We start from the raw sequence: 23,964 nt of genomic DNA, 5'->3' as shown, positions 1-23,964 counted from the left end.
AGTTTACTTATAGTAAAAGGGGAAAAACTGGGGTCAATCATTAGAAATGGATAATGGCTGAACCTCTTACTGGTCAACGATTTCAATGACTGGTTGCCCCTGGTTGCACGAACCTTCTATTTACGCCGAGTAGTTGAGGATAGCGGGTTTCTAGATCGACAACTTTGGCTTTTGCTCCCCATCGGCTGTAACAGTAATAGGCTTCTTGCATGTAGACTTGAGCAATTTTTTCTTTGCCCCAATCGAGATAGAATTTGGCGGCGAGTTCGTTGGCTAAAGCTTCTTCGTTAAGAAATTGGTTTTCTTTGGCGAGTTGAATGGCGCGATCGTAAAGAGCGATCGCCTCTGCTTTATTGCCCAAAATCCGATACTTTTCTGCCTCAATTAGATGCCATTTATGCAAGTGATTCATCGGGGCATTTTCCGCCCACTGGTGCAGAACTGTTTGATGGGTTTCGACCTCGGCGAGAATTTCAGCTTGCTCTTGTGGCTGTGCGGGAACAAGTGCCAGGTGCGTTAAGGCGGCATAGAAATGGAAGATGGGAATAAAAAGCATTCCTGATACTGCCATCAAATAGGATTTGCCTTGGGTGATATAGTCGAGGGCAGCCTGATAATTGCCAAAAGAATAGGCAAGCAAAAGTTTGTAGCTGTAGGCAAAGGCGAACGCTGTGAGATCCTTATCCTGCTGGTGCTTCGGGAACATCACTGTTTCATCGTACATTGAGCCAATTAAGCAATCGGGTTGGCTCACCGTTTCTCTCAATTGCTGCACTGTTTGCCCCACCATGTCCAAATAAATACGTGCCGAATCTTGTTTCACCTGAGCCAGGGCAGCACTATAAGCAGATAATTCAGGGGTCAAGGCCTCTAGGTCTACACCGGCGAACAATGCCGTTTGGGTGTACCCTACTATGCTGTAACCAGCGTAGAGAAAATCGCCGTTTTCCATACCAACCGTGTAGCTTTCTTTCAGTGTTGCTAGCGTTACCAAGAGCGCTTGCCGACGATGTTGGATGAAAGTTCCAAACAGGTTGAGAGTGATGCACTTCATGCCCTGAGCATTCAACCTCTCTAGCAACGAGAGCGCTAATTTACCGAACCCATAGCCGATTTCGACTTCACCCAAAAAGGCACACAGCACTATGCCATGAATCGCATATCCTGCCGTTGAGGTGGGGGCATTGCCAAATTGGAGCGATAACCGCACCATTGTCGCGCTCAACAGAGGCATTAAACCTGGCATTCCTAGCAACACGGGTGGAAACAACATACCTAACAGTTGCATTGCGGCGATGGTGGTGCGATCGCTCATCACGGGCAAGTCAATCAACCCAGCAATCTCTCTGCCTTGGAGTTGCTCTTTAAGCTCTTGTAAGGCCTTGCCAATTAAAGCTTCGTCTACTTCTGTCGAGAATTCTACCCCCAATTGCCCTAGAGCCTCTCTTCCCACTGCGAGCGCTGCTAAAATTTGGCTCTGAGCCACTAATGCCACGATTTGAATTTCGTAGATTTTCACTTTGTCCAAAATCGTCTGTGCCTGCTGCAACACCGATGCTGCGAAGAGTTCCATACCCGCAAAGTCACCATTGAGATAACTGGCTTCCGCAGCTGCGACATACAAATTCAGAGTCAATTCATACTGATGTTGCCAACAATCCACCTCTAGTAGCTCAATTCCAGTTTGTAGATACAGTCTGGTGGCAGCGTATGCAGTTGAACTTCTGGCTTTACCACCAGCTTTTAAGTTGAGTTGCGCTAAAGCTTCTCGTTCCTGCTGTTGAGTAATTAATGCCTGTCCTAAATTCAAATGACTGACAATATCAAACAGTTTTTCTTCTCGTTCTATTTCTGAGGAGTTTTGCTGAAGTAACTGGCCAATTTTGAGATGGGTTGCTTGCTTTTGGTCATCAGGAATTAGGAAATAAGCAGCTTGTTGAACCCGGTCATGTAAAAACCGATAAATCGGATTAGCTGCGGCATCATAAATTGAGGCACTATCAGATTGAATAAAGAATTTATATATTTCCGTATTTGGAATAATCAGCCCTTCTTGCAAGGCTTTCCATAAATCAGCCGCCGTTGCTTCTAAAGATTGTTCTGAAACAATTGCCAATGTCTGCAAATCAAACTGCGCCCCAATACAAGCTGCTAGTTTGAGAATATTCTGAGTTTGGTTCGGCAATTTCTGCAATTGCAGTGCCATAAACTCCACCACATCATCAGTAATTGCTAAGGCTCTGACTTGAGCGATATCACACTGCCAATGGCGGAATTCTAAGTCAAATATAATTAGTTTATCGTCATTTAATGCCTTGAGAAACTGGGTAGCAAAAAAAGGATTACCCTGAGTTTTTTGATAGATTAATTTTGTCAAAGGTTGGGCAAGCAATAATTCGCAATTTAGCGTATCTGCCACCAATTGATTCATATCTATTTCACTTAATGGTTGCAGCACAATCGTATTAACTACTGCCCCATTTTTGACAATTTCATCTACAGTGAGGATGAATGGGTGAACTGGTGATACTTCATTATCCCGATATGCACCCAAAATTAATAAATGTCCTGTTTCTGCCATCAACAATTGCAGCAATTTCAGCGATGCGGAATCTGCCCACTGCAAGTCATCTAAAAACATCACTAAGGGATGTTCAATGCTAGTGAAGATTTGCACAAATTTTTGCATCAGCAGATTGAAGCGATTTTGGGCAGCAGTCCCTGATAGTTCTGTAGCTGGGAGTTGAGTGCCAATAATGCGTTCTAACTCTGGAATTACGTCAATCAAAACTTGTCCATTGTCCCCAACAGTTTCCAGAATCTTGGTTTTCCAAGCTTGTAGTTGTGCATCTGATTCAGAAAGTAATTGCCCCATTAAGTCTCGGAAGGCTTGGACAAAGGCGCTAAAGGGAATGTTACGCTGAAATTGGTCATATTTCCCTTTAATAAAATAACCGCGTTGGCGCACAATTGGTTTATGAACTTCATTCACAACGGCAGTTTTCCCAATCCCAGAAAAACCTGCTACCAACATCATTTGGGTTGCCCCAAAACTCACTTTTTCAAATGCTTCTAAGAGGGTTGATACTTCGGATTTTCGACCATAGAGTTTTTCCGGAATGAGGAAGCGATCGCTAATATCTCCCTCTCCCAGTGCAAAAGGTTTGATTGTTGCTGTTTTTTGTAATTGTTCTAGACAAATCACTAAATCATACTTAATTCCCGAAGCACTTTGATACCGCTCTTCGGCATTTTTCGCCATCAACTTGCTGATAATTTCCGATAAAACTAAGGGAATATTGGGATTTTTCTGATGTACTGGAATGGGAGTTTTGGCAAGATGACAATGTACCAATTCCATCGGATCGTCACAGATAAATGGTAAAACTCCAGTGAGTAATTCGTAAAAGGTGACACCTAATGAATAGAAATCACTCCGGTAATCAATTAAACGGTTCATCCGTCCAGTTTGCTCTGGCGAAAGATAGGCAAGTGTGCCTTCTAGAGCGTTGGCATTTTGAATTTCTTGGGTTTCTCGTGGTAGTAAAGAAGCAATACTAAAGTCAATTAATTTAACTTGTTTGGTTCCAGGATTAATTAAAATATTGGCGGGTTTGATATCTTTATGAATAATCCGCTGATGATAGAGTAAATCTAAGGTATTGCATAGTGCGATCGCTATCATTAAAAATTCTTCTAAAGATTGTTGGGTTTCTCTAGTTAGCCACTCCTTCAGAGAAATTCCTCCAAAGTCTTCCATAACTAGTGCATAACCATTTCGACAAGGTTCTAGACTGTAGGTTTTAACTATCAGGGAGGAGTTGAGATTTTTGGCAATTGTGTACTGGTTGCGAAACAACAAAAGTTCGTTAAAGCTGGGATAAGGATTTTTCAGTAATTTAACGACTACTGGTTGTTGATCAACTTTTCGATAACCTCGATAAACTTGGGTTCGGGAGCCATTATAGAGTTCTTCGCTGATGTTATATCCGGGAATATTCTCAACAAGAGTGCTAGTCATACCCTAAATCTTTAAAATGTTTGGATTTAGTATTCCCAAAGTATTAACTGAATTCTCTATGTAAATGTAAAAAATTATACCAATATTTCAGATTTGATGTTACGACTTACAAGCAATGCAGAATTACACGATTGGGCTATTTCGTGGAATGCAGACTCAGTTGCCGGACAACTCCCATTCCGCGCTTTAGCTGAATAAGACGCTTCAATACAGCAATGCTTTTGGTAATCATCACAGGTGAAGTATCTGGATCTACAACTAACCTCAGCAAACTCATCCAAACCACTTCACTTTTAATTTGACAAATAACTTTTTTTTAGTAACAAAACACATCAGTATAGCGGTTTTGCTGATGCGTTACTTCTGTGTTAATTGTCAGTCAAAATCAGATAAAAACTAGGGAAGTATCTGATTTATTTATGTAATTATTCGGTCAATTCTCAGTACTTCTTGTAACTTCTTAAAAATGGCTTTTATGCTAATTCTGTGATGAACATCAGATGCCTACGCGGCTTATCCCAGTCACTTTCCTGGCAATTATATGTTATCCTGATTTTGCTTTTTGACGCACAGTACGCCATAATTGGCGGAAAGTTTTTGAGCGAAAAGTCACGAGTGAAAGCAGAGTAATTGGAAAAAAGAACTACTAAAAACTACATTGAAACTACAAAATAGCTTTTAAAGACTTAAATCATCTTCTTCGTGCTGTTGCCTTTGCTGTTGCCGTAACTGCTGCCAATAATCGAGAAGCTGCTGATTCCAATCACTAGCCGTGCAATTGAGAGGTTTGGATTGTGGCAGTAGTTCTAAAACACGCCCTGCTGCCGCTTGTCCCGCCAAATCATTACCAAACGCCACTTGTACATGAGGAAGGAGTCGTAATTCTTCTATGGGCAAACTTTTAAGATCATCAACAGCCATGTACATTGTTCTAATCGGTGGCACATCTCCTCTAAGCTGATGTTCCAGCATGGCGAAGGAAATAGCATCGATGGGCGACTTACACAGGACAACTTTTTCTACAGCCGCATTCTTCTGACCACCAAATTGGAAGTGAAACCAGCTATTACGCCGTTGGGTTCCTTTTTGGTAGCCTTTGAAAGTGTTGTTCTCACCTCGTGTTCCGCGTAGGAATGCACCGTTAGGTTGGTTGTCAAGATTCCGCATCATGAACACAGCATTTTGTTGGTCATCAGCGTAAACCAGACCTTTGCTGTGTAGAAGTTGCACAAAATTTTGGGGTATGCCCCGGTTTTGGGTGAGGTAGTCAGAGACTAACTGCCATTTGGCATTATCCTCAACTGGTAGCTGAAATTGGGGACGCGCTTGGGACTGGATAATCTCACTAGTCATCTTCCTGGCATGGGCGATCGCTGCTCTTTCTGCTCCTGCTTCCCCAAATCGGTCATGCAGCCAAGCGATCGCCTGCCGGAAACTGCACTCATTAACGTGCATCACCAAATCAATCGCACCGCCGCCGCCCTTCTGTTGTTCGGGTGAAAAGTCGTAGAACTTTGGCCCATCTATATTAATGATGTGACCGTGACCTTTCCACCTTTCATGATCGTAATTTAGCCCCAACTCCCAAGCGACATCAGCAAGCGGTAAATCACGCAGTTGACTGGTTGATTCCAAAAGTTGCACTCGTTTTTCAAGTCGCTGCCGTTCCTTCTCGCTATCTAAGGCCCGTTGCTCGGCACGGGATAATCGCTCTTGCATGAAAGCGCGGTCAGCCAGTTGATGGTTAATGGCTTGAAAATCGTCATGCTGCTGAATCCGGGCAACGTAAGCCCTAGCTGGTTCCAAAGGTAAGGGTGCTAATTGTTGATTTGACCAAACGTTGCTTAGTGGTTCACTGTTAACAGCTTGGTAATATTCTTTTACTTTCGTGTGGGTTGCCTTACTGCCCTTCACTCCCCGCTCAATGCCCAAAGGAGCGAGTGCTTCTGCATAACTGTCTTGGAGTTTAGACAACTTGATGCTGGCAGCCCGACCATCACCGCCAAACATTTCCTTGTGACTTAGTTGCTTGGTCTTATCGTTGATGGGTACAACGTAAGCATGAATGTGGGGAGTAGCTTCGTCCAAGTGCAATTCTGCCCGGACGCACTTATCACCATAGTTTTCTTTTAACCAAAAAGTGGAAGCCCTGGCGAACTGTACCATGCGCTCATGATTCCACTCACCAGCCTTAGATGGGTCATGAGGGCGGAAATATTCGGGCGATGCCGATAAAAATATGTCGCTACACAGCACGGCATCCTTGCGGGGTTTGTGCTTAGTGGTGCTGGCTATCTTGGTTTTGACCAAATCTTCCAATGCTGTACCGTCCTCCTGACCAATCAAGCGGATATTTTTTTTAGTGCTGTCAGCGTTTGGGGTATCTTGTAAACGGGCGGTATGCTTTTCGCTACCCCCAACATTGCCGAAAGATTTGAGTTTTTCAACGCGCAGAATCGCTAAAGCCGCCATTGATTTTCTCTCGAATTTTTCAAGTGTGCCAAAGCTGTGCAAAACCCCGTAGGGGCGAACGAAACTTCTGCGTCTTGAGCGTAGCGAAAGATGGGCGCAGCCCACCCGCAGGGCGCGGAAGTGTAGTGAGTACACCTCCATATTAGTACCCTCATCCCAAAGTTCTCTGCTACCGCCCATCCACCGCCACCAATTGAAAGCACTTGGCACAATCCGAGTGCAAAAATCGCACAGTTCTGCACAGACTCTGCACAATTCGGTACGGCTAATTTGGCACTTTTAGTCATGAGTATGCACAGCTTTTGGTCTAAAACTGTGCAAAACCTGTGCAAAATCTGCACCGTTTCAGTGCTGATTTGCACCCTACCTGTGCTGCTCTAAAACCAGCAACTAACCAGCTTTTTGGATGACTGATATTTACCGATTGCGCGGGTCATGGTGGCTCAAAAACCTTGATTATTAAAGCTCAACTCAAGTCTTATATGGAATACTGAGGCTGGATTTTCAGCCCAAAACCTGAGTAAAATTCTGGTCGAGCGAACTAAAACAGTGGTTGACTTGGGTGATGGGATCTGCTGGTTTTGGTAAAAGTGAAAGCTAGAAGGAACTCAAATATAGAAAGTGCTGGCTGTTCTTAGTGGCTCTCATTGAACTAAACAAGATTTGGAATTACAGATTTTCTTGCCCAATTAGTAACTCAATTGAAACCGATTTTTTGAAGTACGTTTGCAACATCGCCAGATTACGCATTGTCAATAAGACCTCGGCTTATTGACAATAAAACCGCCTCAAAAAAGTGGCTGTAATTGAGACGGGATAAGGCTTACACGCAGATTTTTTCAAAAATAATGGGTGTCCCTTGGGACACAATTTGGGTCATTTTGCGCCTTTTGGACGGCCGAGATTTTTCCACAGAGCATAAAGTTTCATTAACAAAGGCGTTTTTAGTTGTCCCACAAGGCAACAAATCACTGTTTTTTGATGTTTTGGACGGCCAAAAATTCAAGTATCGGATTAGACTAAAATACTACTGATAACAACACTAAATCTATAGAGTTACAGGATTTAATTTGAGTTTTTGTGTATGATGAGTTTCGATTTCAGTTAACGCTAAATATATGAAATGACTGCTGAACTCAAAATTGAAATTACAGATTGACAACGTTGAGCAGTTAATCAAGAGCAGATTTTTTGAATTACGTTCGTAACATTGCAGTATTGTGTATTCTCAATAAGCTAGGGGTTTATTGAGAATGTAAACAGGCAGAAAAAATAGCTGATACTGGGACTAGATAAAGATTCGAGTGCATTTTGTCGCCAAAATTTTCTGTCTCTACTGCTACCACTAGAGCTACCCGACAGCTACCAGTAGGGGAAGTCAAGAAACGGTAACAATTGATTTTTTGATGTCTCTACTGGTAGCTCAGTATCACCACTAGAGCTACCCCTACAGCTACCTCTTGGGCATTGTGGGAAAAGATACTAAATTCACACTTAAAACACCATTAATTCTATAGGATTAGTGGACTTGTTCTGATATGGATTTAAAGTTGAGATAACAGATTTCTTTTGTTCAAGCAGTTCTATATTGAAATCAGTTTTTTGAAGTATGATTTCGCCATAAATACATCCAAAATTGTTTAGGAAACTGTTCAAGATGTCTATTGATAAAAAGGAATTGACAAAGCGCGTTTTTAAACGTTGAAGTAAAGACAGTAGTACAGATGAAGAAACTAGGGAATAGGGAGTGAAGAAACAGCCCTTGATTGCACGAACCTTTTATTTACACCAACTATAAAGAAATGCTATTGAGGTAACATACTCGCAAATTGTTTTTCAACTGCTTTGGGGTCTTGTCGAATGCCTGCAAATACTTGTTCAGAAACGGGGTCAGGCTGTACATCTTCAATTCCCTGCTCTACTGCTTGCAATGTGGCGTGAGCAATCTGAATGGGAGGTACTTTATCAAGGGGGACATTTTCAGCCATTGCTGTATCGACAGGGCCGGGAAAGACACCTACAACTAGCGTTCCTTGTTGAGCTAATTCTGCTCGTACTCCCTGTGTCAACGAATACAACGCTGCTTTAGATGCACTGTAGGAGGCGAAAACTGGAACATTGACCATCGATGCAATTGAGAGCAAATTGACAATCGTCCCACCGCCATTTTGTTTGAGGATAGGAGCAAAGGCACGAATTATATTCAGTGAACCAAAGTAGTTAGTTTCCATTTCCCAACGTGCCGTTTCCAAGCTGGCAGTAGCAAAGAAGCCACCTGTACCTGACACTCCAGCGTTATTAATCAGCAGATTTACATCAGGAGCAGTTTGGGCGATGACAGCAACTTGTTCAGGATTTGTCACATCCAGTGCCAGAGGTACGATCCGGTCAGGAGCGATCGCCATGACATCTTTCAAAGAATCCACGTTACGCGCAGTGGCGTAGATCCGGGTTGCGCCTGCTTGAACCAGTGCCTCGACAAAAGCCTGACCAATTCCTCGATTTGCACCTGTAACCAGAGCAACAGAACCATTGGTATTCATAAAAACCTCCTAGCGTTTGATATGCCATTTATTGCTGACATCTTCATCATGATTGATGCTCAAATATTTGAGAAGATAGCGAAAAAGAATATGATTTATTCCAAATAAGAATGAATTTAGCTATGGATCGTATTGCTTGCATGAAAAGCTTTGTCAGGACGGTAGAGACTGGCAGTTTTTCTGCTGTCGCCCGCGAACTAGACACAACTCAACCCACTATTAGTAAGCAGATTGCGGCACTAGAGGAATATTTGGAGGTTCAGTTACTCGTTCGCTCTACGCGCACCTTGAGTTTGACCGATGAAGGTATCCGTTTCTACGAGCAATGTCAACGGGTGTTGGAGGCAGTTGCAGAGGCAGAATCGAGTGTGGGACAACGACAAAAGCTGGCGGGGGTATTGCGAGTGAGTTGCCCTGTAGCTTTTGGTCAACTGCAAGTAGTACCAAGACTAAAAGCTTTTCTGGAACGCTACCCAGATATCAAAATTGATTTGATGATGGCAGATCACTTTGTAGACTTGATAGAAGAAGGAGTGGATTTGGCAATTCGGATTGGCAAGGTGCAGGATACTTCACTGATTACACAACGCATTGGGACTACACGGCGAATCACAATTGGACATCAATCTTACTTTGAGCGAGCAGGTGAACCGCAAACACCAGAAGATTTGGTCAAGCATAACTGTATTGTTTATACCCGCCTTGCTACAGGTAATGAATGGCATTTTCAAGGAACTTCAGGAGTCATCCAAGTTGTGGTGAGTGGCAATTTTCAGGCGAATAACTCTACTGCCATTCGAGCCGCCGTGTGTGCCGGGTTAGGGATTGCGGTTTCTCCGGTCTGGTTATTTGGTGATGCCCTGGGTGATGGCAATCTAAAAGTGATTCTCAAAGACTATCAACCTGTCCCACTACCAATTTACGCTGTCTATCGTCGAGGTCGATTTGTGCCAGCTAAAGTGCTTTGTTTGATTGATTTCCTGTCTAATGAGTTTAAGCTAGATCCCTGGGTGTCAGATTATGGGCAATCTTAAGTGATTAATGGGAGCAGATTGAGAAATAATTCTCTTCTGCTTTAAGCTGTTTGGAGACTTTTCTATAACTACCCCTTTGTGACCGCCTTTCTCATTGCCATTGAATAAACTTAACCTTCTTTTCAATGAGCGCAGTTTTGCATTCACACTCACCAATATTGCCGATTCCACTTTTTTCTAACAACGTGTAGCGCGACTAGATATATATTGATGTGACGAATGGCTATATCTGCCCCAAAAAGCTAATTTTATCTTTTATTACGGAAAATATTTGGGAATTATAACAAAGGGATTGTCAGCGTCATGTCCCATCCAAGATAGGTGCATAAATATGAAAAATTTACCTGATATACTGTTGCGCTTATTTTTTGGTGCTGCTTTGGTTTTAATTGGTATAACTATTCTACGGTATGGGTCTGGGGGTTCACTTGTTATCTGCAAAGCTACTAAGTCGAAAACTGCATCTTGCACAATAACTGAACGTTTAGCATTTAGTCAACAGATAATTGATGAGAAAACTATTGATAATATTACACAGGCAAAAGTCGCCATAATTAATGCTATCCGATCTGATGTAGATGGAGCTAGTGAGGATATACAGTTTTTTCGGGTGTTAGGGGTAACAGGAAAAGGTATTAGTTACCAAATTGGTCAAGATGGAAAAGACTCGACACAAGCCAAAGCTGTCGCAGGAAAGATTAATTTTTTAATCCAGAATCCAAATGCTTCACCAATTCAATTAGATTATTCCTCTAATATGACTAATTTTTTAGCTTGGGGAGTGATCGGGTTGGGAATAACTGTGTCTCTTTTTATGCGTACTGAGAAATAATCTAGCGTGGCAAAACTTACTAGAGAAGAGCGGAAATCCTGTAATCTTGAGCTTGTAGCGAAATAATGGTGCAAAAACTTGGTAAGAAAAAGTTTAAAACCAGAGGCAACATCGTTTGAAGTACTAGATTGGTATTGAGCCGAGATATGTGTAAAAAGATGCAAGATGGTCTGGAAAAGCTTGCTGCATATAGGTTTTAGCGTTTTTAATAGTTCTGCTTGATTTCAGCCGCGCATACTTGCAGTGTGAGGGTCAATAATTGCTTTTCGCCTACCAAAGAGAATAATAAATACTGTGTGGTTGAAATGAATACAAATTTTCTCCTGTAAGAGTTTCAGACAATTCCCGGTAAAAGATGTTTATTGTCTAAGTTGTAAAACCTGTAAATAAAGTTAATAGATACTCTGGTTTTTGTAGCGATAGATACCCAAGATTTGTACCCTTGCGTCAATTTTACTTGAAAATTGCTGAAACCTATATATAGTAGGAGTTTACAGACCATCTTGCTCAAAATTACACATATCTCGGCTCAATCCCCTTATAGACTATTGTATTTTTGAATTGGCGAAATTTTGAATTGTCGCCCAGTTACCATTTTATAAATTGAGAAATACAAATTTTCGTTATTTTGAGGGTAAACTAGCAGCATTTATTGGAGTATATGGAGTGATTATCACCCTAGCTAGTTTCAAGGGAGGCGTAGCAAAAACGACAAGCGCCATCCATATTGCTTGCTTTTTATCTCAGCATGGCAGCACATTGCTGGTCGATGGCGACCCAAACCACAGTGCTACAGGATGGGCAAAGCGAGGGGCATTACCTTTTAAAGTTGTGGATTTATTGCAGGCCCCTATGCACAGCCGTAATTATGATCATGTGGTCATTGACACAGCAGCCCGACCAAGCTTTGAAGATTTAGAAGCTCTTGCCGATGGGTGTAATTTATTAATCTTGCCTACTACCCCTGATGCTTTAGCGATGGATGCACTGTTGCAAACTGTAAGCACTCTCAAATCATTGGGCAGCGATCGCTATCGTGTGTTGCTCACAATCATTCCCCCAGCCCCTCGCTTAACAGGACAGCAAGCACGGGAAGCATTAGAGGCAGAGGGAATACCACTGTTTCAATATGGGATTAGACGATTTGCTGTTTATGAAAAAGCAGCACTGGAAGGGTTGCCAGTTTATCAAGTAAAAGACCGTAGCAGCAAAATAGCATGGCGCGAATATCAAGAGGTGGGTAAGGAGATACTGTCATGAGCAAGCCTAGCCCCTTTAAAAAGTTATTTGAAACCAAAGAAGAAGCACAAATTGAGCCAGAACAACCAACACAAGCAACCACAGAAAGTAACGTGACACCGACTCCAACCTTACCACCACCAGCACCAACTCAAAATGAACCACGCAAACGTGGCAGACCTGCAACTGGAAAGCGGTCTGATGATGCTTGGATTGGGCGCACTTACTATGTGAAACGCTCAACAGATTTAGATGTAGAGGAAGAATTACTCAAACTCAAAAGACGTGGTGTAGAGATTGATAAAAGCGAATTGGTAGATTTTCTGATGGCTGTCTGGGTGAAATGGCAACAAGGTGAAAATATAGATTTACTAATTGACGAATTTACACCAAGGCGAAATTCCGAATTAGATTGACCCCTGGCTGAAAACTTAAAACATAGTTTGGCAGCAAGGTGAAAATATAGATTTACTAATTGGTGAATTTACGCCTTGGCGAAATTCCGAATTAGATTGACCCCTGGCTGAACGCTTGGAACGTAATGTAGTAACGCTAAAAGAAACTATTGCGATAATGAAAAAGACTGATGCTGCTATACCTGGATTTTCGCTCCAGTAGAGGACATACCCAATATGACTATCAAAGAACTGCTTCTTTCGGAAATCGAATCAACCCCAGATGCCATTCTGGCTGAAACGCTAGACTTTATACGCTTTTTAAAAACAAAGTCAACTCAAACACAGCCTGTTTCTGAAGTTTCTCCTTCCGCCCCTCACACTACGGTAAATTCCACAGGTCGCTCACTGCTCGAACACTTAAAAACAATTGGTAAATGGTCAGGTGATGATTTAGAAGAATGTCTTTCTTTAGTTTATGCCACTCGCGGCAAAGCCAAATTTGATTATGAAAACCCTTTTGAATAATGTACCTGTTAGATACAAATCACTGTAGCCAAGCAATACTTGGTAATCCCAATTTGCTTAATCGCCTTGCGAAAGTCGAAAATTCTGTAATTACAACCTGCGCCATCGTTCAAGGCGAACTGATAGACATGGCAGAACGTTCTCAACGCAAGGAAAGTAACTTAGCACTAATTCACGGTTTTCTAACGGGTATCTACATCCATAATATTGATGGATCTACTGCTACTATCTACGGGCAATTGAAAGCCGCTTTATTCAATCAGTTTGCACCGAAGGAGAAAAGTAAGCGCAGAAAAACGAAAATAACTGATCTAGGCTTTGATGAAAATGACCTTTGGATTGCGGCTGTAGCTTTACAACATGGTCTTATCGTTGTGTCAGCAGACAGCGACTTTCAGAGGATTCAACAAGTGAAAACATTATCTGTTGAATCTTGGCTGTAAGTCCCATTTCTTATCCTCACCTGCGCTTGATTAGTTCTACCCAGAATTATTTCAGTAGCAGAAGGTCAAAATGTAATGGAATTTAACAACGTAAAATGGCAGTAAGGCGAAAATATAGATTTGTTAATTGGCGAAATTTCGCCAATGCGAAATTATCACAATTGAGTTATACAGCATTAAGAAACTCTAGGAATTAATTTCTTACCAATAGTTGTCACAAGCTAAGTAATAGCAAGGTGATTGAGAGCTTCGGCTGTGTATCCTCATTGCCCGGTCGCACCTTGGAAGCGATTATTTTAGCCTCGATTACACAATAATTACAGCAGTTTCGAGGATATCGCCACAGATCCGTATGAGTCAGTTTTGCCACATCCACACAAATTAAGGAAGGCGTATAACAAAAGGTTATCGCACATGGATACCTCTCAAACACAACAGATAACCTTTCCAGTTTTCGGTGCAACCACTTATTATGCTGCGTCTACTCAGGAGGCTCAAAAAAGATAACACCGTCTGCTACCAATTCAGATTTTGCCTTTTGTGAAAGACCTAAGTTATTGCCGAACAATGCTCCCTGAACTTTTGCGCCACTAAAATTTGTGCCACTGAGATTAGCGTCAATAAAATCTGCATCTCTAATATCTGTATTGCTGAGATCAGCACTGCTAAGATTTGCACGTCTAAGGCAGGCTCCTTTAAGATTTGCTCCTTCAAAATTCGTTCTACTACAATTTGCATCATTAAGGACTACTATCTTACCATTTAATTCACTGAGATTGGCCTTGCTAAGGTTTGCTTCACTGAGATTTGCACCGTTGAGGTTTGCCCCTTTTAAAACAGCATTACTTAAAATTACACCACTAAGGTTTATTTCCTCCAAATCTGCTTTGACGTTATTTCCTCTTCTATTAGTCTTACCAAGATACACACCACTAAGATCTACATTTCTGAGATCTATTAACATAGATGAATTATTCTCTCTCCAAGCATTCCATTGTTTTTTAGAATTTCTTAATATATCTAATAGCAGAGGTTTTAAAGAATTATCTAATGTGTATTGTCTAATTTCCTGAACAGAAATACCCAATATTTGAATCAATTCACCTGATTCAAGCAATAATTTGAGAAATTGAAAACCTTTTTCCGAACCTTCTAAAACCAACTTTATACTTCCAGAGCTAATTTTTATAAGAGTAAGATGAACATCTCCTGTGATTTCTCGAAGATGCTCAACGATAGCTTCTAATCTTTGCTTACTGACTTCACTAACACGTCCACTTAAGACAAATTCATATATAATTAAGGAATCATTTTTGGAGTCTAATACAGCGTCTGAGCCTGAGCTAAAATTTGCATCATAGGTTTGTGCGTCGTGATTCGGCAATAGTCTTTCGGCAATAGCCCTAAGTCCTGGGTTTCCAGGGTTGTAATTATACGCAGCATCAACTAAATTTGTAACCCATGCCTGAGAATTTGCTACTTGTATCAATTTAAAAACAATATCTTCTAACCTTCCTTCGCCAGCAATTGCGTTTAGATTTTTACCTAATTCAAACAACAGCATTTGTTCTAAGGATGTTGTATTGGGAAAAGCATTAATCAAAGCCAATTGTAGTTCTTTAAGTTGTTGCCCGGATAATTGCATATGCTTAATATAAACTGCTTAGATACCGAATATGGAGTGTTTGAGAATACTTAGTAATGGCGTGATTAGAAAATTAATTGTTTTGTTGTTAGGTTTTACCTGCCTCATTTTATAAAAGGTTTGTATAACTACTCGTTCAAAAAAATATTATGTCTAATACTCATTTATATTCATATTTATAATAAAAATAATTACTTACAAATATTTGAAGTTTATGAATTAAAATCAATTAAATCAGTTAATTACATTTCTAATACTGAGCTAATTTATATCTCATATGATAATATTCAGCCTATAAGAGAGAGGATTATTAATTTTTAATCCAATATACCTAGCACCGCTTTTTGAAGTTGTCCAAGATACCAATGTGTATATTTAGTAGTTATTGTAATTTTCTAAATATTTTAGAATTAATAAAGCTTAAATAAAGTTAGAAATGTACAAAAAATATTAGATAAGTTTGAGCCACGACATTCCTGCGATAATTACCGTTTCCTGTTGGAGGGAATAAAGTGTCAGTAGCTCATAAAGTTTTTTCCAGAGTGCGATCACGCTTTCGGCTGCTACTTCCGCCCCTCCTTCAATTTCGTTTAAGCCCATTATCCCAACCGTTGGTTTAAGCACTTGCTGGTGATAGAGTGCAAGGGGCGATTGTAACTGCCAACACTCTTAATAAATAGCAATGAACTCCTGATGTCGCAAATCGGGATCGTCACAGGAATGTTGTGATTAAAAGCTGTCTAATATATTTTGTACATTTCTACTTTTGTTTAAGCATAATTAACTATAAAATCGTTAAAAAGATACAAAAACCGCTCTAGCTATGCACATTAGTATTGCAGACGACCTCAAGAAACGATTCCATGCAGCTTGCTTGCGTCCTACGGGGGACTGAAGATGAGCCAAGTTGTGGCAGAACTCATTGAGCAATGGTTAAAGGCTAATGATGGTTCTGCATCTACGGTTGTATCTGGAAAATCTGAGATAAAAACAAAGTAACTAAGGAGTAACAGAATAATTTAGTTATCGTTTGAAACTGGTGAGAAAAGTTTCTAACTTACTTCAACTTCTAGGTATAGTTTGTATTAAAAAATATGAGTTTATCTGGTCAACAACGTAAAGAACTACAATTGGCTTTAATTGATGCTTTTCCTACTCTGGCATCTCTAGAGCAAATGTTGGCATTTGAATTAGATAAAAATCTAAGAGTTATTGCTGGTGAAGGGAGTTTACAAGATATTGTCTTTAAATTAATACAAACAGCTAATTCTCAGGGATGGGTTGAAGATTTAGTTCGTGCTGCGTGTGATTCAAACCCTGGAAACCCACCACTTAGGGCTATTGCCGAAAGAATATTACCAAATCCCGACCCAGAAACATCTTCTGTTTCCTCACATAACACTCCGCAAAAACAAACTAATCAGCAGCAGAAAATTTTGATTCTAACAGCAATTCCTCATGGGCTACGTTTGGATAAAGAGATTCGAGAAATCGAGGAAGCTATACGACGAGCCACCAATCGAGATTTATTTGAAATTCGCATTAGAACTGCTGTACGTCCTCAAGATATCCGTCGTGCCATTGCAGAAGAACAGCCTCAAATTGTTCATTTTTGTGGACATGGTTTGGAAGATGGCAGCTTGCTATTAGAGGATGATGGGGGAAGTAATAAGCCAGTTGCACCAGAGGGTTTAGCATTACTATTTAAGTTACACGCTGATTATGTTAACTGTGTGCTGCTCAATGCCTGTCATTCAGAAAAAACTGCTATAGCAATTAGCCAATATATTAATTATGCAATTGGCATGAATCAACCAATTGAAGACAAAGCAGCAATTGCATTTGCTCAAGGCTTTTATGATGGGTTGGGTTACAAAAATTCAGGCAAACGAGATGTGTTTCAAAGAGCCTTTGATGAAGGTATGGTCGCTATTCAACTGGAAAACATTTCTGAGGGACAAATACCAGTTTTAAAAAAAAACTTTTTTGGATTGAGAATTCTGCATCAGAATTAGCAACAAAGATAAACATATATGATGTAAAAGCTTTAAAAAAAACAATAGGCCAGCCATTGCCTGGCAAATTAAAGGCGAATGGTGGATCTGTCTGGTATCGTGTTAGGACTATGCTGGCCTTTAGTATCGTGGTTACTGGTTTAGTAATGGGGGTGCGTTGGTTAGGAATACCACAAATAGAGCAATTGGAACTGACAGCTTTTGACCAGTTAATTCGGTCGCGTCCATCGGAAGCTCCAGATTCTCGTTTACTTATTATTAAAATTACAGATCAAGACCTTAGCAAGTATGGCGGTTATCCACTAGAAGATTCTATTGTTGCCCAACTAATTGGGCGTTTAGAGCAGTATAATCCAAGAGTAATTGGTTTAGATATACATCGAAATAAGCCCAGAGGCCAAGGTCGTCAACAATTAATTTCTATTTTCAAGAAAAATAAAAATTTTTTTACTGTATGTTCTTTCAGCAATTCAAATGATAATTCAGACTATGCTCCTCCTCAAGAATTGACAGAAGAACAGAAAATCAAGCAACTAGGCTTTAGTGATTTTTTTCCTGACGAAAATACCAATTTGATTCGTCGTCAACTGTTATCTTATGAACCTAGTTTTTCGCCATCTCCTTGCAAGACTCCTTATAGTTTCAGTTTTCAATTAGTATTTTGGTTCTTATCTTTTGAAGGTATCAAACCATTAGAACTTAATCAGAATAATGAATGGCAGTTTGGTAAAGTTATCCTAAAATCACTGGGAAATCGGAGTGGCGGTTATCAGAAATTGGGAGAAAGTGATCAAATATTGATTAATTACCGTTCAGGCGAGCTGGCACCAATAGTCACTCTAGAAAAGGTTTTAGAAGGAAAAATAGATAATAGCCTTGTCAAGGAGCGAGTAGTTTTAATTGGTTATGCGGATTCCAGTTCAAAAGACTGGTTTGATACTCCTTATGGCGAAAAGCCAGGAGTATACATTCATGCTTATATGGTAAGTCAAATTATAAGTGCTGTAATGGATCAACGACCTTTACTGGCAGTCTTGCCTCAGTGGAAGGGTATTCAATGGGGTGATGGAATCTTTGTTTTAATTTGCTCTTTTACAGGGGGACTATTAGGTTTACTTTTACGAAAGTTATTATATCTATTATTTGCAATTTTTATTGTAGCGTTCATCTTATATCAGATTTGTCTAATCATCCTTATTCAAGGTTACTGGCTACCATTTTTACCATCGCTACTATCTTTGTTAATAACAGGGTTTGGTACTGAGGGGGTAACAAAAATCTTTGAACCAAAGACCAGAATGAGGTGTGAATGATTATGTATGTTACGAAAATATAAACATCATTTTCCAAGTTGATCAATTTATCCATTATCTATATTTAGGCATATTGACAAAATTAGTTTACTTTTAAATTGCTACGAATGATCCGAATCTGCTATAATTTTTCAGTCATAAATTCTTGAAACAAAATTGTTACCAATCAGGAATTGGTGTTTTTATATTATTCACTTTCAAGATTAACCATAAATTTGGGTTATATCTTCAATGAAACTTCTTCGATTATTTATACCGCTATTTTGCACAACTAACTTGATAGTTATTAGTGAGTGTATTTATCCGATATCTGTGCAATCACAAGTTACTATCGCTAGTTATTCATTAAAACCACCTCCAGGAGGAGGTAGACCAGGTGGAGGGCTTAATCCAGGAGAAAGACCTATTATACGGCCAAGTAGAATACGCAATCGACAACCAAGACGTAGAGTACGCCCAGATAATAGACGCAATCAACAACTAAGATATCGACAAAAACAAAACCTCATAAATTAGGAATGTAAGACAGTGATGGCAAGAAGGTAGGGGTTTTTTGCATTAACCCCCGAAAAGGGGGATTCTAGAATTTGTTGTTGAATGGTACTTCACTCTTTTGATTAGTACGCGATCGGTGAAAGCTAGTCAGTGTGAAGAGTATCACTATTTCTTAGACGATCTAAGAATGGTATTTTGAGACATGTAAAGAGACATAATTCAGACTTGTCTCAAATTGTATACTTTCTGAGACGGGGTTTAGCCAAGAATCTTATCTGGCAAGAGTTATAGGGTGATAGCATCAAAACTCACTTTTCATAATCCCCCTTTTCGAGGGTTTATCCCAAAAACCCCAGGTAAGTAATTACGCCATCGCTAATCCTTTGCTGATTCCTCCCGTGTAGAATCTAGTATAGAAATATTCAAAAGCCCAAAGCAGATATAGCGTTTTGCTTATGCTTTTCATTAACACCCAAATAACGCTCTCTAGCTGCCAAAGTCCGACCTAAATCAATTCTGATATTGAGTCGCTCATCTGCTTTTGCAAACGCTGGCGGTTATCATCATATTTCAATACTGTCTGCACTTGGGCGTGTCTGCTGAATCGCTGAGTTGCGCGATAGTTGCCATTATTAAGATCCAATACTGTAGTAATCGCACTGTGGCGGATGCGATGGGGCGACATCTTCTTAGTAATTCCGGCTTGTTTGCACAGCCCATCCACCAGTCGCCTGATTGCTTCCCCGGTTAATCTTGCTCCATTCTTGTGATAGGCCAGCACAGTAAAAAGCGGGTCATCGCCACGTTTCTTCTTACTCGCTTTAATCCAAGCGGAGATCGCCGTTGCAGTTTTGTCTGATAAGTCAAGCACTTCCTTTTGGCTACCCTTGCCTTTACCTAAAATAGAGAGCGTTTTTTCTTTGGCGTTAAAGTCATGCACATTTAAATTGACAATCTCATTGCGACGCAAGCCATTATCCCAAAGTAACCGCAGAATTGCATAATCACGCTTGCCCTTAAGGGTGTTCTGGTCAACCAGTGCGATAACTTGGGCATAGTCAGTAGCGGCAATACCTGTAGTGTCGCGGTAGGTTTCGACCCTTTCACCTTTGACATCATCTAAAGAGAAATTGCAGACACCCAGCCGCCGCCCCATTGCAACCATCGACTTGATAGCACTGAGCCGACGATTCACCGTAGCTTCAGCCAGTTTTTTCTTGATGAGATGTGCCTTGTACTTGAGAACCACAGCAACGGCATGACGCTGTTCCAGGTGCAGAAACTCTAACACCAAGTCCCGGCTGGGTTCTTTCTTGGCGACGAACAGGAAAAAATCTTTCAGGTCTTTTTGGTATTCGCGTTTGGTGTTGGGCGATCGCTTATCCCCAATCAATTGCTGAATAACGTCAGGGTCATTCTCTAAGGAGAAATCCTCACCGATCGCTAAGGCCAGCGAATTTTCTAAGACACTAAGATTTTCAGGGTGAATGGGTGTCATTGGTGATAGCGCAGCAGAGATTGGGAAGTTGAATACTCAAGCTATATCTTAGTTGAAGAGAGGTGTTTTTTCTTATAAGTGGTGTGAAAACGGATATTGTCGCACTATGTCCCAGCACGGTGGGGGGAGGGGTTTGAAGAGTATTTGTCAGATAATTGACGTTTGGAGAGGGCGATATCTCAAAATTTTCTGCGATGAAAGTGTAAGGGTTGACGAAGTAGTACGTGATTTGACGGTCAACGAACACCACTATCCATCTTTTGGGGTTAGAGTGTGACAGGGTGTGTTGAGCAGAGGTAGGGATGACAATAGTTGATAGCAATACTGCTATCAAAATCGTCTGTACTTGCTTTCTATACCCCTGGTTGATAAATCATTGCTATCAGTGAGTGATATCAATTTTGAGCAGCTGGCTCTGGCGACAGCTACCCTTGTTTTGGGTCTATTCAAGCCCATGTTTTTACTTTGATCAAGCTATGAGATGACATCTGAAGAATCTTCATCCACCATCAAAACATAATCTGCCATCTGCGCTGCTAAGTGAAGAACAATTGGACGAGCTAAAGTGTCTTTGTATTGCAATGCCAAGCAACGTAATTCATGCGTCAATACTGCCCAATGCCAAGGTTCATCTTTTGGTTGTATGCAAGCTACTACTAACTCAAGTATTGCAGGGTTTGACCAGTGGAGTTGAGGTTTATCCAATTTACTGAAATCTCGTTTTTCCTTTGGCATTGTATTAGACTTTTGCCCAACACTAAGAAATATACGTTCATTACTGTCTGTCTTAAATAGTCCCTCCGTCGCCACACTTATTTGCTCAAGTTCCACCAAATTATCAAACAACTTCACTTTCTGTTTCTCTGTATCATGCAGAGCATACCATTCTGGAGTTTCTCCATCCTGGCGTACCCGAACTACGCGAAGTTTTGGCATCATTTGAGGAGATTCAGTGCCAAAAACTATCCCATCTTGAGATATTTGTGTATCTTGTAGCCATGTCCAATACCTTCGGATGTTTTGGGCATCACAGAGGAGTAATGTATCTTTATCTCTTAATTCTTTGGTTTGTAGCATTCGTTTGATAAATCCTTTTATCTCCTTTTTTAACTTGTCGTTATCTCCTGTAATAGATGTTCCTTTTGAGTTTATCTTTCTTAAAGCTTCATCGTAGGGTATCCAATCAGATAGACCATTAAAAGTAGCTTCTATTGTTTGAGAGTCAGAACGCATTTTCACCATAACTGGGATGAGTTGTTGTTTCCCATGTGCGCTGGTTTTAGAAGTGCGGTTAACCAAAAATAAACCAACATAAGTAAGAGGTTCAGGAAGAATTGCTGATGGGATAACTATGCGAGGCGGAGCTATTTGTACTCCCAACGACCGCAGTAGGTCTAAAAAAGAAGTTATCGCTTTCTGCGGCAGTTCTTCTTGTAATTCGTTAATTTCATTCTGCTCTCGCCTGTTTAACTCTCTTCCTTTATCTTTGGCTGCCTTTTCATATTCCTTTCTTAATTCCTCATGTTCAGGGACAATAAACTTAGATACCCTGTCAATTTTCTCTTGAGCAAAGCCTAAACGAATAGCTGCTTGGGGGTCTGTCCATTCAGGTTTCCAATGGTTTTCGCCATAAAGTTCAACTAATACCCCTACTTTCCCTGTGACAGGTTGCATTTGATTAACAGTTTTTGCTACTTCAGCTTTTCTACTCTTAATAGCTTCTTCTCGTTGTTTGGAATTTGGTTTTTTTGTTTTATCTGTAGATAAAGCTAAACGTTCTGCTAATTTACCTATTTCTTGTGTACGTATAGTTATAGTCAAATCTATATCTGGGAAATTATGAATACCCGTTGTCGCTGTCTTCAACCCCAGGCAATACCATATCGCTTTTATAAGTGCATCCCGTGTTGACTCATTAATATACCAAATTTCGATGGTTAGCTCTTTGCCAATACAGTTACGTATGGCTTCACAAAGTCTTTTACTCTCTGAACGGAGTTTTTCTGTAAATTCTTCTAATAAATTATCGTATCTTATTTTAAATTCTTCATCTGTTTCATCTTCTTTTTTATGAAAAGTATTTCTCTCTGATTCCTGTTTTATTAAAAGCTTTTCGTACCTAGCTTTAAATTGCTCCTCGGAAACATTATATTTACTTTTAAGTTGCTCTCTCTCTAATTCTTGTTTTTTAAAAAATTTATCGTACCTATCTTTAAATTGCTCTTCTGATTCCGCTTTTTTTCTTTTTGGGATACCCATAGTCCAAGATGTACCATCAGGCTTGGGTAAATCAAATATTTTAGCAGATTGCTTAGTATTTATTTGATAATTGAACCGCTCATATTCTATTAGTTCCCAATGATCTTTTAACAACAATGCTATTTGTTCAGCTAATTGACGACGGTTGCTTGGTGGCAATCCTTTACCTACTTTATGACCTGGAATTATCCCATCTTTGTAGGTAACACAAATGTTAGGAATATTTGAGAAATTAAGTGCTTGTGTGGGATTAGCTAAAATTTGCTCTGGGGTATATGGAAGCGGGTTGAATTGAGCTAATAACCCAGCTAAGTTATTATTCCACTTAGGCTCTCCTTTCCATACCAGTGGAGCGACTTGAAAGTATTCGGTATAACCGTAAGGATTTAATCCCTTCCATTGAAGCTTGGTACGAATATACACAGAACTAGCTTGCCCTCCTAGTAGCAAACCAGTATCATTTCTACTGCACCACCGCCGGATACTCATATCACATTGCAGTTGAGGATATGGCTGGAATGGAACCGTTTGTACTTTCAAAGTCAGAACTATTGAGTAATAGTAAGTATGTTTGTTTTCTGTGTACGATAGCGGAGGCCAAGATATCAACTCTGCTCCTGCTCCTTCTATTGGCGCACAGCGATAGAACTGAATTGTTTCATCACTTAATTTGAACTTTAAGTTTGGGTCACTCAATTGCGTTGCTAGAATATCAGGCAATAGGATAAATCCATCTGCATTTTCAGTAATATTGGCGGTTCCATTAGCATATTTTTTCCATAATTCCGTTTCTAGAGTTACCATTTCCCACTTGAAATTGTTAGGGTTCGACAGTTGCTGCATTACAGCTTGTCGTTGGTCAAAGGTTATCCCTTTCTTGCGCTTGTTTGGGTGTTCATCTGGAAACTCAGTATCTAGCCAATGAGAGAAAATTACTGATAATTTATCTATTGAAATTTCAACTGGACTGTATAACCAGATTTTCTCCCAAATTCTACCAATGTAAATTAAACCAGGGATACTTGCCCGTAGAGCTTCATTGAGTGATGTGATGGGAATACCAACTTTATCTTTGGGGCGGCTATCTCTCTCGGCTACAAGATTTTTTAATGAGTCTTTAACTGTTTCTGGAAAATTCAGTGCATAAAAATTTTTAGCGGCTAAGTTGTGTTTGAGGCGGAAAGCACACAGGCGGATTTTGTTGTATTTAGGTGATGACATAAATCAAATTA

14 protein-coding genes and 1 pseudogene are annotated in these 23,964 nt (G+C 40.3%); 8 read left to right on the top strand and 7 right to left on the bottom strand.

Annotated elements, in window-relative coordinates; all coding sequences use genetic code 11:
• Positions 1-127 precede the first annotated feature (127 nt).
• The 3 genes and pseudogenes from IQ244_RS25000 to IQ244_RS24990 all read right to left on the bottom strand — a co-directional run.
• Positions 128-4,021: pseudogene (locus tag IQ244_RS25000) on the bottom strand (ATP-binding protein); the annotation flags it as partial.
• Between the two features lie 678 nt (positions 4,022-4,699).
• The gene (gene mobV, locus IQ244_RS24995; protein WP_322746101.1) at positions 4,700-6,703 is read right to left on the bottom strand and encodes a MobV family relaxase; all 2,004 of its coding nucleotides are present in this window, start codon (positions 6,701-6,703) and stop codon (positions 4,700-4,702) included.
• Positions 6,704-8,298: 1,595 nt separating this feature from the next.
• Entirely contained in the window at positions 8,299-9,036 is a 738-nt protein-coding gene (locus IQ244_RS24990) for an SDR family oxidoreductase (RefSeq protein WP_193898996.1), read from the bottom strand.
• 122 nt (positions 9,037-9,158) lie between these two features.
• On the opposite strand from IQ244_RS24990, the gene IQ244_RS24985 reads away from it, so the two are divergent.
• From IQ244_RS24985 to IQ244_RS24960, 6 genes are all read left to right on the top strand, one after another.
• Complete coding sequence (locus tag IQ244_RS24985) at positions 9,159-10,070, top strand: LysR family transcriptional regulator (protein WP_193898994.1); 912 nt, start codon at positions 9,159-9,161, stop codon at positions 10,068-10,070.
• A 331-nt stretch (positions 10,071-10,401) separates the two neighbouring features.
• Entirely contained in the window at positions 10,402-10,902 is a 501-nt protein-coding gene (locus IQ244_RS24980) for a hypothetical protein (RefSeq protein ID WP_193898992.1), read from the top strand.
• Between the two features lie 666 nt (positions 10,903-11,568).
• On the top strand, positions 11,569-12,162 hold the full coding sequence (locus IQ244_RS24975; RefSeq protein ID WP_193898990.1) for a ParA family protein: 594 nt from the start codon (positions 11,569-11,571) through the stop codon (positions 12,160-12,162).
• Complete coding sequence (locus IQ244_RS24970; RefSeq protein WP_193898988.1) at positions 12,159-12,557, top strand: hypothetical protein; 399 nt, start codon at positions 12,159-12,161, stop codon at positions 12,555-12,557. Before IQ244_RS24975 ends, IQ244_RS24970 begins: the two co-directional genes overlap by 4 nt.
• Positions 12,558-12,773: 216 nt before the next feature.
• Positions 12,774-13,064 carry a DUF2281 domain-containing protein gene (locus IQ244_RS24965; protein WP_193898985.1) on the top strand — a complete coding sequence of 97 codons (291 nt, stop codon included), beginning with the start codon at positions 12,774-12,776 and terminating at the stop codon, positions 13,062-13,064.
• On the top strand, positions 13,064-13,507 hold the full coding sequence (locus tag IQ244_RS24960) for a type II toxin-antitoxin system VapC family toxin (protein ID WP_193898983.1): 444 nt from the start codon (positions 13,064-13,066) through the stop codon (positions 13,505-13,507). Before IQ244_RS24965 ends, IQ244_RS24960 begins: the two co-directional genes overlap by 1 nt.
• Positions 13,508-13,988: 481 nt before the next feature.
• Here the strand turns inward: IQ244_RS24960 and IQ244_RS24955 are convergent, their stop codons facing one another.
• Positions 13,989-15,152, bottom strand: a complete 1,164-nt coding sequence (locus tag IQ244_RS24955; protein WP_193898982.1) for a pentapeptide repeat-containing protein — start codon at positions 15,150-15,152, stop codon at positions 13,989-13,991.
• A gap of 450 nt (positions 15,153-15,602) precedes the next feature.
• Complete coding sequence (locus IQ244_RS24950) at positions 15,603-15,752, bottom strand: hypothetical protein (protein ID WP_228059128.1); 150 nt, start codon at positions 15,750-15,752, stop codon at positions 15,603-15,605.
• Positions 15,753-16,246: 494 nt separating this feature from the next.
• Here IQ244_RS24950 and IQ244_RS24945 point away from each other — a divergent pair, with 494 nt between their 5' ends.
• Positions 16,247-17,167: an effector-associated domain EAD1-containing protein gene (locus IQ244_RS24945; RefSeq protein WP_193898978.1), complete on the top strand. Its 921-nt coding sequence runs from the start codon at positions 16,247-16,249 to the stop codon at positions 17,165-17,167.
• Between the two features lie 110 nt (positions 17,168-17,277).
• Positions 17,278-18,480, top strand: a complete 1,203-nt coding sequence (locus IQ244_RS24940) for a CHASE2 domain-containing protein (RefSeq protein WP_193898975.1) — start codon at positions 17,278-17,280, stop codon at positions 18,478-18,480.
• A gap of 1,000 nt (positions 18,481-19,480) precedes the next feature.
• On the opposite strand, the gene IQ244_RS24935 is transcribed toward IQ244_RS24940, so the two are convergent.
• Together IQ244_RS24935 and IQ244_RS24930 are read right to left on the bottom strand one after the other, a co-directional pair.
• Positions 19,481-20,473 (bottom strand): tyrosine-type recombinase/integrase, encoded by a 993-nt coding sequence (locus IQ244_RS24935; RefSeq protein WP_193898973.1) that lies wholly within the window; start codon positions 20,471-20,473, stop codon positions 19,481-19,483.
• Positions 20,474-20,947: 474 nt separating this feature from the next.
• Positions 20,948-23,953, bottom strand: a complete 3,006-nt coding sequence (locus IQ244_RS24930; protein ID WP_193898971.1) for a pPIWI_RE module domain-containing protein — start codon at positions 23,951-23,953, stop codon at positions 20,948-20,950.
• Positions 23,954-23,964 lie beyond the last annotated feature (11 nt).

This window comes from Nostoc sp. LEGE 06077 (assembly GCF_015207705.1).
Taxonomy (GTDB): domain Bacteria; phylum Cyanobacteriota; class Cyanobacteriia; order Cyanobacteriales; family Nostocaceae; genus Nostoc_B.
Note: the sequence above shows the minus strand (reverse complement) of the source record. Positions and strands in the feature narration are given on the sequence as shown.

Bases quoted from the DNA above. Each gene is read 5' to 3' on its own strand.
- IQ244_RS24985 (WP_193898994.1), top strand. From the start codon at position 9,159: ATGGATCGTATTGCTTGCATGAAAAGCTTTGTCAGGACGGTAGAGACT.
- IQ244_RS24945 (WP_193898978.1), top strand. From the start codon at position 16,247: ATGAGTTTATCTGGTCAACAACGTAAAGAACTACAATTGGCTTTAATT.
- IQ244_RS24990 (WP_193898996.1), bottom strand. From the start codon at position 9,036: ATGAATACCAATGGTTCTGTTGCTCTGGTTACAGGTGCAAATCGAGGA.
- IQ244_RS24970 (WP_193898988.1), top strand. From the start codon at position 12,159: ATGAGCAAGCCTAGCCCCTTTAAAAAGTTATTTGAAACCAAAGAAGAA.
- IQ244_RS24930 (WP_193898971.1), bottom strand. From the start codon at position 23,953: ATGTCATCACCTAAATACAACAAAATCCGCCTGTGTGCTTTCCGCCTC.
- IQ244_RS24955 (WP_193898982.1), bottom strand. From the start codon at position 15,152: ATGCAATTATCCGGGCAACAACTTAAAGAACTACAATTGGCTTTGATT.
- IQ244_RS24935 (WP_193898973.1), bottom strand. From the start codon at position 20,473: ATGACACCCATTCACCCTGAAAATCTTAGTGTCTTAGAAAATTCGCTG.
- IQ244_RS24980 (WP_193898992.1), top strand. From the start codon at position 10,402: ATGAAAAATTTACCTGATATACTGTTGCGCTTATTTTTTGGTGCTGCT.
- IQ244_RS24960 (WP_193898983.1), top strand. From the start codon at position 13,064: ATGTACCTGTTAGATACAAATCACTGTAGCCAAGCAATACTTGGTAAT.
- IQ244_RS24940 (WP_193898975.1), top strand. From the start codon at position 17,278: ATGCTGGCCTTTAGTATCGTGGTTACTGGTTTAGTAATGGGGGTGCGT.
- IQ244_RS24965 (WP_193898985.1), top strand. From the start codon at position 12,774: ATGACTATCAAAGAACTGCTTCTTTCGGAAATCGAATCAACCCCAGAT.
- IQ244_RS24950 (WP_228059128.1), bottom strand. From the start codon at position 15,752: ATGGGCTTAAACGAAATTGAAGGAGGGGCGGAAGTAGCAGCCGAAAGC.